This is a genomic window from Methanogenium cariaci JCM 10550 (assembly GCF_001315945.1).
Classification (GTDB): Archaea; Halobacteriota; Methanomicrobia; order Methanomicrobiales; family Methanomicrobiaceae; genus Methanogenium; species Methanogenium cariaci.
The window spans coordinates 1-13,197 of sequence record NZ_BBBG01000010.1 but is presented as its reverse complement, the minus strand read 5'-3'; the positions used below and the strand labels follow the sequence as shown (position 1 = coordinate 13,197).

At 53.3% G+C, this 13,197-nt stretch carries 13 protein-coding genes and 5 pseudogenes; 11 read left to right on the top strand and 7 right to left on the bottom strand.

What is annotated here, in order from left to right:
- Nucleotides 1–399 precede the first annotated feature (399 nt).
- Together JCM10550_RS09310 and JCM10550_RS09305 are read right to left on the bottom strand one after the other, a co-directional pair.
- A pseudogene (locus tag JCM10550_RS09310) lies at nt 400–1,335 on the bottom strand (aldolase).
- An 83-nt stretch (nt 1,336–1,418) separates the two neighbouring features.
- Nucleotides 1,419–4,156: pseudogene (locus JCM10550_RS09305) on the bottom strand (M1 family metallopeptidase).
- A gap of 235 nt (nt 4,157–4,391) precedes the next feature.
- Between JCM10550_RS09305 and JCM10550_RS18705 the strand changes: the two are divergent.
- Nucleotides 4,392–4,706, top strand: a complete 315-nt coding sequence (locus JCM10550_RS18705; RefSeq protein ID WP_157200126.1) for a hypothetical protein — start codon at nt 4,392–4,394, stop codon at nt 4,704–4,706.
- Nucleotides 4,682–5,014 (top strand): hypothetical protein, encoded by a 333-nt coding sequence (locus tag JCM10550_RS09300; RefSeq protein ID WP_157200125.1) that lies wholly within the window; start codon nt 4,682–4,684, stop codon nt 5,012–5,014. Before JCM10550_RS18705 ends, JCM10550_RS09300 begins: the two co-directional genes overlap by 25 nt.
- 9 nt (nt 5,015–5,023) lie before the next feature.
- On the opposite strand, the pseudogene ftsA reads toward JCM10550_RS09300, so the two are convergent.
- Nucleotides 5,024–6,386 (bottom strand): annotated as a pseudogene (gene ftsA / locus JCM10550_RS09295) (coenzyme F390 synthetase).
- A 216-nt stretch (nt 6,387–6,602) separates the two neighbouring features.
- Here ftsA and JCM10550_RS09290 point away from each other — a divergent pair.
- The 9 genes and pseudogenes from JCM10550_RS09290 (at nt 6,603) to JCM10550_RS09250 (ending at nt 10,870) form a co-directional block, all read left to right on the top strand.
- A complete protein-coding gene (locus JCM10550_RS09290) occupies nt 6,603–6,827 on the top strand; it encodes a HEAT repeat domain-containing protein (RefSeq protein WP_062398669.1) in 225 nt (74 codons plus the stop codon).
- Between the two features lie 65 nt (nt 6,828–6,892).
- Nucleotides 6,893–7,464 (top strand): annotated as a pseudogene (locus tag JCM10550_RS09285) (LemA family protein).
- Nucleotides 7,465–7,470: 6 nt separating this feature from the next.
- Complete coding sequence (locus tag JCM10550_RS09280; RefSeq protein ID WP_062398667.1) at nt 7,471–7,839, top strand: hypothetical protein; 369 nt, start codon at nt 7,471–7,473, stop codon at nt 7,837–7,839.
- 76 nt (nt 7,840–7,915) lie between these two features.
- Entirely contained in the window at nt 7,916–8,680 is a 765-nt protein-coding gene (locus JCM10550_RS24945) for a DUF2207 domain-containing protein (RefSeq protein ID WP_083475413.1), read from the top strand.
- Nucleotides 8,632–9,096 carry a DUF2207 family protein gene (locus tag JCM10550_RS24940; protein ID WP_172673831.1) on the top strand — a complete coding sequence of 155 codons (465 nt, stop codon included), beginning with the start codon at nt 8,632–8,634 and terminating at the stop codon, nt 9,094–9,096. Before JCM10550_RS24945 ends, JCM10550_RS24940 begins: the two co-directional genes overlap by 49 nt.
- Complete coding sequence (locus JCM10550_RS09265; RefSeq protein ID WP_062398660.1) at nt 9,047–9,289, top strand: hypothetical protein; 243 nt, start codon at nt 9,047–9,049, stop codon at nt 9,287–9,289. The genes JCM10550_RS24940 and JCM10550_RS09265 overlap by 50 nt, the downstream gene beginning before the upstream one ends.
- A gap of 77 nt (nt 9,290–9,366) precedes the next feature.
- Entirely contained in the window at nt 9,367–9,621 is a 255-nt protein-coding gene (locus tag JCM10550_RS09260) for a glutaredoxin family protein (RefSeq protein WP_245618970.1), read from the top strand.
- A gap of 39 nt (nt 9,622–9,660) precedes the next feature.
- Nucleotides 9,661–10,175, top strand: a pseudogene (locus tag JCM10550_RS09255) (ferredoxin-thioredoxin reductase catalytic domain-containing protein).
- Between the two features lie 20 nt (nt 10,176–10,195).
- Nucleotides 10,196–10,870: a hypothetical protein gene (locus JCM10550_RS09250; protein ID WP_062398658.1), complete on the top strand. Its 675-nt coding sequence runs from the start codon at nt 10,196–10,198 to the stop codon at nt 10,868–10,870.
- 72 nt (nt 10,871–10,942) lie between these two features.
- Here JCM10550_RS09250 and JCM10550_RS09245 read toward each other — a convergent pair whose 3' ends face one another.
- The 4 genes from JCM10550_RS09245 to JCM10550_RS24935 are packed head-to-tail and all read right to left on the bottom strand — an operon-like array spanning nt 10,943 to nt 12,921.
- Nucleotides 10,943–11,218 carry a hypothetical protein gene (locus JCM10550_RS09245; protein WP_062398656.1) on the bottom strand — a complete coding sequence of 92 codons (276 nt, stop codon included), beginning with the start codon at nt 11,216–11,218 and terminating at the stop codon, nt 10,943–10,945.
- Entirely contained in the window at nt 11,205–11,642 is a 438-nt protein-coding gene (locus JCM10550_RS09240; RefSeq protein WP_062398655.1) for a hypothetical protein, read from the bottom strand. Before JCM10550_RS09240 ends, JCM10550_RS09245 begins: the two co-directional genes overlap by 14 nt.
- A complete protein-coding gene (locus tag JCM10550_RS09235; protein WP_062398653.1) occupies nt 11,603–12,574 on the bottom strand; it encodes a thioredoxin domain-containing protein in 972 nt (323 codons plus the stop codon). The genes JCM10550_RS09240 and JCM10550_RS09235 overlap by 40 nt, the downstream gene beginning before the upstream one ends.
- Entirely contained in the window at nt 12,571–12,921 is a 351-nt protein-coding gene (locus JCM10550_RS24935; protein ID WP_062398651.1) for a DUF255 domain-containing protein, read from the bottom strand. Before JCM10550_RS24935 ends, JCM10550_RS09235 begins: the two co-directional genes overlap by 4 nt.
- Between the last annotated feature and the right edge of the window lie 276 nt (nt 12,922–13,197).

Genomic DNA, 13,197 nt, shown 5'->3' with positions numbered 1-13,197 from the left:
AGCAACACATAAATATCCCCGAAATGGGTCTGTGCCTGAGAAAAACGGGTCCGCACAGAGGCCCAGAGCAGGCCGTTCTCAGCCGGAGATAACCCATACATCCTCTCAAATAATCTATCAATAGCGACCCCCCCGCAATAGTTCACAGTTACGGGTTATTTGAGCAAATAAATGGCATTATGTCCGTATTTTTCCGCCACTGACAAAGGGCCGAAAATACGCCAGTTCTGCCCCCCCCAATCCCCCCCGAAACAAGGGGGGGGTCACAGAGGGGAAAAAGAGAGACCCAAACCGGGTGAGACAGAATCCTGATTCTATCTCGTTCATCCGGCCGGGTTACTCGTCTATGCCCGTATTCTTTTGCTTCGCAGCAATTTTCCCGAGCCGGAAAATATCTGGTTATTCCGATGTTCCGAGGTAAATCGCCATTGCTTCCTCGGCAGAGGCACCGTCAATCGTGAGTGCGGAGACCGCATTGCACATCCGCACGGCTTCATCCAGTGACTTCTGATGGATGTTACGCCCGGTTGCATTCCCCCCCGCACATCCCCCCCGGTGTGGATCTGGTCATAGAGCTGTTTAAGGAATGTATCTGCTGAGACACTCGAACCGCCTGCACAGATGACCTTCGTCCTTCCCGCAGCCATTGTTGCCTCTTTGATCATCTCACCGGAGGATACTCCGTCCTTTTTCGGTGCGTTGACCTTTACAAAGTCACTGCCCAACGTTGCGGCGACACCGGTTGCCCCCCCTGCAATGAGGTGCGGATCTTTTTTCGTCACCGACAGCAGCGCCCCGTGGATAGATCCAGAGGACGGTCAACAGACCGTGAGCATGTGCCTCTGCAATGAGTCGGGCCGCCTCACGCAGCATGTTTGCCTCTTTCTCACTGCCGAGATAGATAGTATACCCGATGCCCGCGATATCAAGGCCGGTGCGGTCGCGCAGGTCGACAATCTGCTGAACGGTGAAGAGCTGTGGACTATAGGGATCTTTCTGGGCGGTCTTGACCAGATGGGTCTTGGAGTTCATCTTGACAAGATACGGGACATCCGGATAGTCCATCGCATACCGGGTAATAAGACCCAGTTGGGTTGCAAAGACTCCGATTCTGCTCTCCTGTGCAATCCTGAAGAGGTGTTCGGGGGGGTCAGCGTCATCCGCTGCGATGCCTTCACCGTAGAAGTCATTGTTCATATGCTCGACCTTCTGGTCACCGGCAAAGAGCATCAGGTTGCCCGAGCCCTGCGTGACCAGGAGGTAGTTATCGATATAGGTGGCCTTTGCTGATTCCGGAACATCAAGCGGAACCAGTACATTACAGTCATCCGTCATACCTCATCCTATCATTTGAGAGATACTTATTGTTTGCCAGATGTGCCGGAGATTAGGTGCCTGAAAGTACTGTTTTGGCATGTTCAGGTGTACTTCTTTGGTATCTGTTTCCCCGTCTCTCTCTCCCACGCGACTGTGGCCGCAGGTGATGCGGCAACGATTCTGCGGGCCGTGTTATACACACTGGGTGTCTGCTGCGGATCCGTTGCATCCAGCAGATGCAGCAGAATCTCAATGAGCGGTGCCCGGTGCTCTTTCTTCATCCGGTCAAGGTTGCCGAATACGGCAAGCATATTGCCGGTACTGTACTCGTTGACCGGTGCAAGCGTGAGCAGAATCTCTTCGAGCAGGGCTCTTCCCTCCGGCGTCTCAAGAGAGATCTTTTTGTTCTGCGCAAACCTGCCGAAGAGTGCCCGCTGATCATTGGCCATCTCAAGGTTGAAACTCCCGGACGCTGCCGCATCACGGATGAACCCGATATCTTTTGCCGATGCAATGCCCGCAAGGGAGCTCAGGTATGTCTCCCAGGCAACAGGATTGTTGTGTGATTTTTCGTAGCAGTCGCGGATAATGGCGGCACGCTCGGCACAGCTGCTGTTGATGATATGGCAAATGCCGTGACCCGATCGGTGGCTGTCGTTCCTTCCTGGTACTGGTGGATGAGCGTGTCGTGCACGTCCGGTCTGTCCGTGGCTGCAAGGAACGAAAGCGCCGTGTTTTTTACCTGCCGCCGTTTCAGGCGGGCGACATCACCGGCAATACCTGCAGGAACCGAGCTGTCTGATACATATTCACTGTAGACATCCGATATGAGGCCAAAATGTGCATCTGCCGTCGCTTTGATCAGTCGTCTGCGTGCCTGATAGAGGTCAGCGTAGCGGTGTGCATAGCGTTCGTCTCCTACGGCATCAAAGATGGTCAGAAAGAGTCCGCCTGCCTCGGAAAGAAGCGCATCGTCAGAGAAGAGGTCTGCAATCAGGTCGGTAAGAGCGGCGCTGACCGGTGCCTCCGGGTCTTCCATCAGGCGGATGATCTCCGTCTCACAGAGCTGCGTGAATGCCAGAAACCGGCTGGTGATGTCATCATCCTGTCTGGCCTGAAGAGAGAGTGCTTCCGTGCCGGGCATATATGCCAGCCTGCCGTAGAAGGCGGCCCCGCGGTTCAGGGAGACAAAGGCGGGTGCATCCGTTTCTGCAATGACAATGGTCTGATCCGGCGTATTCATCCGGAAACAGCCGGAGTCCGTCTTCTCTCCGGAATGACTGAATACCGCGTAGGTGATCGGCATCTCCCATTCCTTTTTGTCCGGTCGTTCTTTCCGGTGAAATGAAAGGGTCAGTTCCCGTTTTGCCGCATCATACCGGTGTGCGGCAGTGATGACCGGGTAGCCGGTCTGCGTCAGCCATTTGTCTGCGAAATCCGTGAAATTCTGGTTGGATACCTCCTCGATGGCGTGTATCCAGTCGTTTCGGGATGCGTTTTTGTGTTGGTAACGGGCATGATACCGGGCAAGTCCTTTTGCAAATGTTTCTTTGCCGGTCAGGCTCTCGATCATCCGGGCAAACTCCGGGGCCTTGACATAGGTGACACCGGTGATCAGTTCATTCGGGTCATTAAATCCCTCGGGTTCAATAGGGAGAGCGCCTGCCCCCCCACCGTCAAAGAAGAGCGTGCCGCCCGCAGGCGAGAGCAGGGTGAGGACGGTCTCCAGACGGTTATAGTCTTCACCAAAATGGAAGGCGTGATAGGCATTCTCAATATAAACGGTCACCGCCTCATTCAGCCAGATCTCAAACGGGCTGATGCCGGTCACTTCCGACCCGTTCAGGTTGTGATAGAATTCATGCACCTTTACTCGCATCAGGTACTCAAATGCGCCATCGGTGGCGTCCGGAAATGCGAGGAGGCGGTTGGTGGTGATGGTGGTATTGCCTACATTCTCCATGCCACCGAAGTCGGAATTCTGCATCCCGATCTCACGGTAGACAGTCCCGGTATACTGGTATCCGGGCGTGATTGTCGCATCCATCTCAAGGAGACGGGAGCGTATGGCCCGGATCTCATCATCCGGTGCTCCGCTCTGTATCAGGCGGTCCCGTTCCACGGACAGGCGATACATCTCCTGTCGTGTTTCCGGAGCTGCATACCCCCCCTCGGGGGGGCCGGTAAAGAGATAGATCCACAGGATGCTGTCTGCAAGTATTTCCAATGCGTTTTCTGCGAGGGCCGCATCTGTCCCAGGCGGGCCCAGCAGTTCAAGGGTGAATGACGTGCCGTCCGGGTACTCAAACGGGTGGGCAAATGTCTCATATGTTCCGACACCGAGGAAGAAGAGATAGGGCGCCATCGGGGTGACGCTGTTGTCATACGTGATGCTGTCGCGGTCATCCGTTACTGGATGGCGGGGGGGAATCGTAATATCACCGTTTGTGATGAGATTTGTGTAGCGTTTGTCGGCAATGATGGTGGTGGTGTATGTGCATTTTGCCGTCATATCATCGATGCAGGGCACCAGACGCTGGAATCCCCACTGTTGGCACTGGGTAATCTGCTGGGGGGGCGGGGGGGCACCGTCCGGGGGGGTGACATCATAATAGAGGCCCTCCAGCACATTTGAGGTCGGATGGCAGACGTTCTCTGTCTGAACAACAAATACCTCATCCGGTTGTATCGGCTCTGTGAAGTGAATGAAGAGCAGGCTTTTTTCAGTATCATAGGTGTGGTGCGTCTCCTTTCCGGGGCTGGAGACACTTATTAACTCCAGGTTTTTTGCATTCAGGCTCAGGGTCTCAATAGGTATGTCATGGGCCCTGAGTTTCATCTGTGAATGAACCACGGTTTGGGTATCGTAGATATCAAATCTCAGGTCCATATGGCAGACATCGACAGGAATAATCCCGAAATCAGATGGATAGTAGGTAAACTGGCGCTGAACGGTCATGGGTTCAGATATGTGGGGGGGGAACTACAAAAATGATGCGAGGTTTTGGGGGGGCAGATACTATAATTAATGAGTATCGCTTATCACCGGTTGTTCTGTAAGGAGGTGTGAATATTTGAAAGATATTCGGATTGGATGGAAACTGGCAGCGTGTATTGTCGTGCTCCTGTCGGTATGTTGTGTGTGTGGATGTACGGATGACTCTTCAGCAGGTGGTGAAATAGCAACGCCTGCACAGACAGCAGCGACAACGGCGCAGTCTTCCCCCCCTCAGACATCGGCGCCGGGTGAAGTGGTCCATTACAATACCCTGATTGAATACCTTCCGACCATGACCAATAACTGGATTGCCGGGGGGGAGAAGAACGGGGGGCGACGATGGCCTATGGTGGAGAGTCATGGAGCATGGCGACTGCTGATTATACCCTGAAGACTGATGACACCGTCGTGGCCCAAGTGGTAATTCAGGACACAAGGGGCATTGAGGGTGCGGGGTATCATGAGATGTGGAAAAACCAGATGACTATCGAAACCCCCCCTGAGATGAAGATGTATACCGGGACGGTCGACGGGTATCCAGCTTATTTCATTGAAAATAATGAAGCCAGTGAATATACCGAGATCGTCAGCATTAATGACCGGTTCTTTGTCTATGTCATGATCGAAAACGGCAAGCCCGAATACCTGACGGTTTTCAACAGCCAGATTGACTTTGATGGTATTGCAGATTTGGCCTGAACTCTTTTTTTAATTCCTTCGGTCAACAAGACGTTTGGGGGGGCCTTTCAGGCGGTAGAGTTCCAGATTGCCATCCGGTGAAAAGGTAAAGAGTATCTCCAGCGTTCCGTCGCTGTAGATGCGGCCGAGCGAGGGATTTTGTTCAAAGAGTGCTGAGAGAAAATGTTCTTCAACCAGATTTTTGTCACAGGTATCAGGGTCATGGCATTCCAGACTCACCCGCATCGCAACGGTGCCACTGTCCTCATCACTGTAGACAAATGCCTCGTATTCGCCGGAGAGATACGCCATATTCTCACGCTGGAATACGCCTCTTTCAATATCCACCCGGTTTATGGGGATGTCCCTGATCAGGATGGTCTCTGCCTCACGGCGCGGATTTTTAATCCGCATGTGGGTCCTTCCGCAGGGACAGGTCTCACGGGTGATGACCTCTGTCACATCATCAGTGTCGTAATTGATAAGCAGATTCCCGCTCTTGCCCCCCCTTCGGGGGGGAGGAGGGTCGTCAAAACAATTCTTCCGCTCGTTCCGTCGGGCACAAATGAGCTGAGTTTTGGGTCATAGATATCCAAATGCACCAGATCCTCGGGCACATGCAGACCGTTTCGTTGCGTGCACTCGCCGCACATCGTTCCTTCGGTGCTCCCGTAGGTGTTGTAGGAAGGGATGCCCCCCCACACTTCGTCCAGATATTTTCGTGATTCCTCGGCAAAACTTTCCCCCCCCACGATGAGTTTCGTGATGCCTGAATCCTTCGGTCCATGCCCGCTGCTCCATGCGGCGTGCGAGGCGAAGGAGCTTGAAGACACTCCCGACGATGGCGGTCGGATGGTAGCTTTGTATCACCCGGACAGAAGGTGCATTTCCCCCCCTCGGGAATTACCGTGAACCCAACCTTGTGGGCTGCAAGGGTCATCGTATTTGCCCCGACGTTCATCCCGTAACTGGCGCAGACAGCGACCCGGTCGCCGGGCCCGAACCCCCTGCGACACAAAGGCCCGTGCATATTTTTCTGCATACCGCTGCCAGTCATCCCACATTAAAAAGAAGGCCTTGGGCGTCCCGGACGTCCCGCTGGTCTCATGAATAGTATAAATGTCGTCCCAGGGGGGGCACTTTTAAAACAGAATTCATCGGTGACCGGGGGGGGCTGATGGCTCCGGATGGTGGTGCCGCTTATGACCGGGAGTTCCAGCAGATCTTCATGTTCACGGATGGTATGTGGGCCGATGTGATTTTTTTCGAACCATTTCCGGTAAAAGGGTGAATGTGCTGCCGCATACCGGACGGTATACCGGACCCGTTCATCAATGAGGGCATCCAATGCATCCCTCTTCAGCGTCTCGATATCAGGATGATAATATTTCATCCGATTCCCCCCCTCCGTTCTCCCTATCGGCCGAACCTCTTTATATAATTTGGTCTGAGGCTTCACCAAAGGTTTCAAGAAACCGGGAGTGCATTCAGGGTGGTATGGAAAGTGCAGATGAGAAGAAAGAAGAGATGTTTGCCTATTTTCTGGGCAACCTGACCTCTGCCAATCCCTCCCTGCGATGGGGGGGCCGCCCATACTCTGGGGGGGCGGATGCATGACCTCCGGGCCATTGAACCCCCCCTGATTACACTTTTGAAGGATGATGACTGGTGGGTCCGGTTCAAGGCGGTATGGGCACTTGGCCAGCTGGGGGGGGATGTGCGTGTGCTCCCGTCCCTGCGCCGGGTCTCCAATGATGAATCAGAAACGGTACGAGACAGTGTTATGCAGGCAAAAGATGAGATACTCCGCAGAGAATCCCTGAAAAAACGGTAGAATTGTTGTTTCAGAGGCAGAGTATAAATTGTCAGGTCACCCATCTCTTCATTACACGTGATCGTATGATTGGATGGATAATTGGCGGCATTCTGGTAATCGTGCTTATTGCACTTGTCCTCTGGCTTGTGGGTATCTATAACCGGTTCCAGAGCCTGAAAAATTCCTCGGAGGCAACTCTGGGGGGGCAGATTCGTGTTGCGATGAAGAAACGGCTGGACATGATCAACCAGCTCCTTGGAGCGGTGCAGAGCTATGCATCGTTTGAGAAAGAGACCCTTGAGAAAGTGACAAAGATGCGCTCCGGTGTTGGTGCTGCAGGCCCTGGTGACCTCAATGAAATTGAGGCGGAGTCCCGCTCGATACTCGGCCGCCTCTTTGCCGTTGTCGAGAGTTATCCGGATCTGAAGACTGCTCGGTGGTCTCTGAACTGACGGCCTCCATCCGCAGCATTGAAGATGAGATTGGCCGGCAGCGCTACACCTTCAATAACATCTCCCAGCAGTACAACACGATGTGTGACACGATTCCATCGAATATTGTTGCATCTGCGGTACACTTCTCAAAACTTGAGTACCTTGAGTTTGAAGAAGAGATTAACGAGGCCCCCCGAAGATTGCATTCTAGAAAGGAATGAAGTGTTGTGAACGAGACAAATCAGCTCGGAATCATTGTCGTTGCATGTCTGCTTCTTGCAGGCATCTCTATCTTTTTTTCGTTCGGGACAGGTCTCGCATTTGAGCCAGACCTTGTGGCAGACACCTATACCGCAGTGTTTGAGAATGACGGCACCCTGACCGAAACCTATGCCTATGACGTGGCATCTCCGGGGGGGACCTACCGGATGCTTTTCCGGACATGGGACGATACCCTTGCATTTGAAGAGCAGCAGACTCCGTATGTTGAGTTCATCGATGTAAAAGCGCCTGCCGATATGGTCGCTATGCCATCGACCGCAGGGGGGGCAATGCCGTTGTTACCGGCGAGAATGGGGAGGCCCAGCGTTCCCTGATTGAAAGCCTTGCAGAATACAACGAGATGGGGATATTCCGTGAAACACGACTGGATACCGGTCGGTATACGGCACAATACACCGTCCGTGTCCATCCCCCCCTCTTCAGTATGATGACGAGTATGCCCACCTCAACCTGAAACTGGCGGCAACGCATATCCCCCCCTACCGCTCGGTGGATATCACCATTCCGGGAGAGTATGTCAAAGAGATCTGGGTTCGTCCCTCCTCATTTGAGACGGTGATGACAGACGGGGGGGCATATCATATTACGGGGGGGACCGCAGGCGAGGATGTACTGATTGAAATCGAGATGCTCCTTGACCCGGCGTACCTGGAGGTCATTGACGGGTTTCCGGAGAAGACCACTGCGGTAGGGCAGAAGGCAGAGACTGCCGCATTGTTCTACAGCATTCCTGCACTCTTTTCATCGCTGATGCTTCTTCTGGGAAGAATCGGGGTAATTGCAGCGCCGCTGTTTCTCATTGCCATCTTTCTGCGGCACGGACGGGAGAAGCAGACAGTCATCCCCCCCGAACATATCAGTTTTGTGCCCGACCCCCCCTCTCTTTCACCCTGGCAGGTAAATCTGCTCTTCAAAGGAGACGCAGTGGACTTTGATGAGAACGGGTTCTATGCGACAATTCTTGACCTTCACCGTCGGGGCATCCTCCGTGTGACGGAACATGACGATGCTTCAGGGGTGGACATTCAGGTCATAAAGAACGTATCGGCAGACACCTACGAACAGCGGGTCATAAACTTCGTCTCCAACGCAGGGACGGGAGGGGGGTGCTTGACACCCGTTCCTTTGCTGCCGCCGCAGAGTCGGGAGGAGTGAATATTGCCAGTCTGAATACCTCCCTGTCTGCACTGACATCAGAGGTGGACAGTTCCATTTCCGGGCGATATGTTGAGGAGGGACGCGGGCGGATTGTACCGATCTTTGCTGTGGGTCTTGGCGTAGCGCTTTTCTCATTCTTCCTCTTCTTTATATCTCCTGCAACGGCTCCGCTCTCTGTTCCTGCGGGGGGGATACTAGGGCTGGTGATGATAGCAGAAGGAGGGATTGCAGCGGTATTTCCGACGACACTCTTTGGCCGGTGGAAGGAGGACTATTATGCCGAGAAACTGAAATGGGACAGTTTTTCTGCATTTCTTTCAGACTCTGCCATGATACAGCGATACTCCCCCGGCAGATCTCTCCATGTGGGGGGGAGAATGGCTGGTCTATGGCACGGCCCTCGGCGTTGGTGACAAGGTTGAAGAAGCGATGCAAAACCTCTCCATTGACCTCCGTGAGACCAACATGCCGCATGTTCACCTGATGTATGCCGCGTTTATTCCAGTTGCCCGCTATACTCCTCCTTCGTCCTCCGGCGGTGTCGGTGGCGGAGGATTTGGAGGCGGTGGCGGATTCGGCGGCGGTGGGGGGGCCGGCGGCAGATAATCCTCTTTATTTTTATTTTTCCGTCTGAAGGTACCTTTTTATAGCATCAGTGGCAAGTGAGGATTTGGTGCATTTCAATGGATTTTACTCATGTGGATGGTGATAGCCATATTGCAGTCACTCTCTTTTCTCTCAGTACCTGCGGACACTGCAGAAGAACAAAGACCTTTCTCGAAGAGAAGGGCATTGCGTATGACTATATTGACGTGGACTGTCTCAGCGGGGGGGAGACGTTTACCGGGGGGGTGTATGATCTGGTGAAGAGCTATAACCCGCAGGGTTCGTTCCCGACGATCGTGATTGGGGGGGAAAAAACAGGTGATCGTTGGTGACAAGCTGGATGAGATTGCCGCTGCACTGGAGCTTGCCCTATGATCACGCGGTTTGATATTGAACGAAAGTATCTAGAGATAAAACAGCAGGCCGAACCGTCTGGGTATCATCTGAACCCTGATGAGGACTTTGCAAAGGAACTGGTGCATGGTATTTTAATCAATGAAGAACGCTACGGGTTTGCCACCTGTCCCTGCCGTCTCTCTGTCGGCCCGCGTGAAGACAACATCGACATTATCTGTCCGTGTGATTACCGGGACCAGGATATCATCGATTATGGTGTCTGTTACTGTGCCCTGTACGTGTCAACGGGCGTGGCTGCGGGAACAACACCCGTTTCGTGTATCCCTGACAGAAGGCCTCCTCTGGGTGAGTTGGTATCTAAGGAAACGGACAATGCAAAACCATCTGTCCTGCCGGAAAAACAGGGCCTTCCGTTTCCGGTATACCGGTGCCGGGTATGCGGTTATCTCTGTGCACGCACGAGTCCCCCCCGGAGACCTGTCCGATATGCGGTGCCGCATCGGATCGGTTTGAGAAGTATCTTGAATAAGCCAGTACATATACTCCGCCATGGACGCAGGTGGACTTTTTCGAAATTATGCAGTTGACATTGTCCTTCTTCCTCCTCCCGAGGTGATGGATGCTGCCATACAGATCAACCGGATGCTCATCGAAATGACCGGTGATGATGCAATACGGCTTGATACGGTGGAACATATTCCTCATGTATCCCTTGCAATGGGGGGGTGCATGCCCGGGAGTGCCCTGTCGCAACTGAACGTTCCTCTGGAACAACTGGCAAACAGACTTTTGCCGATGGAGGTGGGAATTGAGGGGGCGGTAACCGTCGTCACCGATTCCGGCGACCGTGTATCAGGCATTAATCTTGCAAAAGAGGACGCCGTGTTTCTTCTGCACCGCAGTGTTATGGCACAGCTCTCTGCCTTTTCAAAGGAAAAATGCTCTGCGGCATCGTTTGTCCGCGATGAGGATGAGCAACTGACCCCCCCTTTACGCTTGGCTATGTGCCGGAGTACAGGGAGAAGGCAGGGTTTGAGCGGTATTCACCGCATATTACTCTGGGGAATGGCGATGTCACGAAGATTGAAAACCTGCCGGTCTTGCCGGATAGGGCCACCTTTTCCACCCTTGCGGTATGCCATCTGGGCAATCACTGCACCTGCCGGTCAGTGCTCTGGAGTAAATGTGCAGGGGGGGGAAAAGGGATCTGACAGGGGGGGATAATCGTCAATATCCTCAAATTCGGTGAACGGTACCGAACAGCTACCGTCCCTGCAGATGTAGAGCGTTGTGTTGTTATCCTTCTGCTTCATATTTCGGGTGAAAGGGGGCGGCAGCGGTAATAGCAGGGCTGCCGTCTGCTACCGTAATAGTTCTGAACGGCCGGTATCCGTGTGATAACACCTGCAGAAGGGATACGATTCCTTCCTGTCCCGGGACAATTACGCATTCCTCACCGGATTCAATGTGAAGATATGCAGAGAGGAGGTGACAGTAGGCTGATGGAGCGTGCGGGATATCGGGAGCAAAAGCGCCAAAAATATGAATTGCGTCCTCTTCATACGCAGCCACTGCCGTTATCCGAGCAAGAATAACCAGCGAGACGGCCAGCATGGAATTCCCCCGACGGGAGGGCACCGTCATATATGATTTGCTGTCTGACGAGAAGTTTCTCTGCCCCCCCGTCTGCAGTCAGGTAATATGCTCCGTGTGGAGCACGGAATTGTTCCGACAGAATGCCGGTCAGATGCTGTGCATGTCCGAGCCAAACCGCATCAAAGGTTGCCTCATAGAGCATGAGATATCCCCAGAGGAGAAAGGCATAATCATCCAGTGGTGCCGTACCGGATGATTGCCCGGAAAATCTGCTGTGGAGCAGTGCTCCGGTCTGTCCGGCAGCGGTATACGGGATGGTGCCCGCAGCCATCTCTGCTGCTTTGATATATTCCGGATGGTTCAGTGATACCCCCCCGCATATGCCAGCGCACCGATGCACAGGCCATTCCAGTCCGTGAGTATCTTCTCGTCCCGGAACGGAGGGGGGCGATGGTTCCGGGTTTCCCGGAGCTTTTTTCTGATAGCCGTGCGGTTTTTTGAGGTGTACCAGAGGGTAGCTACCTCCGGTGACACAAATTTCAGTGTCTGTTTTCCGGGCGGTGCACCGGGTATAATCTCTGCAGGATTCTCTCTCTTTCTGATGGCAAAGCGGGCGAATACTTCTTCTGCATATTCCCCTGCCGCTTCCCGGAGTTCTTCATATGTCCAGAGATATGTGCCTCCCTCGGTGTTGTCACTGTCTGCATCTTCTGCGGAAAAAAATCCCCCCCCTGCTTCAGCCTGCATTCCGGTGATGATATACTCTGCAATGTCTTCAGCGACCCGTTTGTATACTTCATTCCCTGTGGCCCGCCAGCCTTCGGTATAGGCATACAACATCATTGCCTGATCATAGAGCATCTTTTCAAAGTGAGGGGTGCGCCAGTCACGGCTGACAGAATAGCGGTGAAAACCCCCCCCGCCGATATGATCACAGATGCCTCCTGCTACCATGGCATCCAGCGTCTTCTCTGCCATTCTGCGTGCATCCGTATTCCCGCTGAATTTCCAGTATTTCAGCAGAAATACAATCGTATGGGGAGACGGAAATTTTGGCATCGTTCCAAACCCGCCGTATTGTTCATCAAATGTGCCGGCAAGTTCATTGAATGCGGTGTGCACAACATCTCCGCTGAATGTTCCCTCCGGTGCACGGGCTGCCTGTTTCTCCATTGCAGTTCTGAGTTTCCCGGCCGAATCACACACTCCTGCATTGTTCTTCTGCCAGAGGGTTTCGATCTCCTTTAGGATCTCGATGAAACCCTTGCGTCCGAATTTCCTGTTTTTCGGTATGTATGTTGTGGCAAAAAACGGCTCCTTGTCAGGCGTCATGACAATGGAAAGCGGCCACCCCCCCCTGTGCCTGTCATGGCCTGGGCAAATGCCATATACACTGCGTCAATATCCGGCCGCTCTTCCCGGTCAACTTTGATGCTGATAAAAGACCGGTTCAGTATTTTTGCCACATCGGTGTCTTCAAAGGATTCATGGGCCATGGCATGGCACCAGTGGCAGGACGAATATCCGATGGAGAGAAATATCGGTTTATTCTCTCTTTGCGCACGGGAAAATGCCTCATCGCCCCCCCAGGGATACCACGCTACCGGGTTTGTGGCATGCTGGAGAAGATAGGGACTGTTGGTATCTTTGAGATGGTTGTGTGCAGGAGGTTTTAACATAGGGCTTCAGGCCGGTATTCGGTATGGGGGGGGTAATAATTATTGGGGGGGTGGTTTTGGGGGGGAATTTGACCTGTCTGCCATAACTTAAAAGAGCATCCCTGCTTCATACTGTGATCAGATGACTTCCGTAATCACGGATCCATTTCGCCAGAAGCTCCTCTTAGGGGCGCTCTCTCTGGGGGGGTAATTATGGACGGACTTGACGGTTCGATTGTGAACGTTGCCCTCCCGGCAATCGCCGCCGACTTCAATACCGACACCGGTAGCATCTCC

What these genes read in the sequence shown, in the direction of transcription:
- JCM10550_RS09300 (WP_157200125.1), top strand. Translation starts at nt 4,682, where the DNA reads ATGGCGACTGCTGATTATACCCTGAAGACTGATGACACCGTCGTGGCC.
- JCM10550_RS09290 (WP_062398669.1), top strand. Translation starts at nt 6,603, where the DNA reads ATGCATGACCTCCGGGCCATTGAACCCCCCCTGATTACACTTTTGAAG.
- JCM10550_RS09265 (WP_062398660.1), top strand. Translation starts at nt 9,047, where the DNA reads ATGTGGGGGGGAGAATGGCTGGTCTATGGCACGGCCCTCGGCGTTGGT.
- JCM10550_RS09260 (WP_245618970.1), top strand. Translation starts at nt 9,367, where the DNA reads ATGGATTTTACTCATGTGGATGGTGATAGCCATATTGCAGTCACTCTC.
- JCM10550_RS09250 (WP_062398658.1), top strand. Translation starts at nt 10,196, where the DNA reads ATGGACGCAGGTGGACTTTTTCGAAATTATGCAGTTGACATTGTCCTT.
- JCM10550_RS09235 (WP_062398653.1), bottom strand. Translation starts at nt 12,574, where the DNA reads ATGACGCCTGACAAGGAGCCGTTTTTTGCCACAACATACATACCGAAA.
- JCM10550_RS24935 (WP_062398651.1), bottom strand. Translation starts at nt 12,921, where the DNA reads ATGTTAAAACCTCCTGCACACAACCATCTCAAAGATACCAACAGTCCC.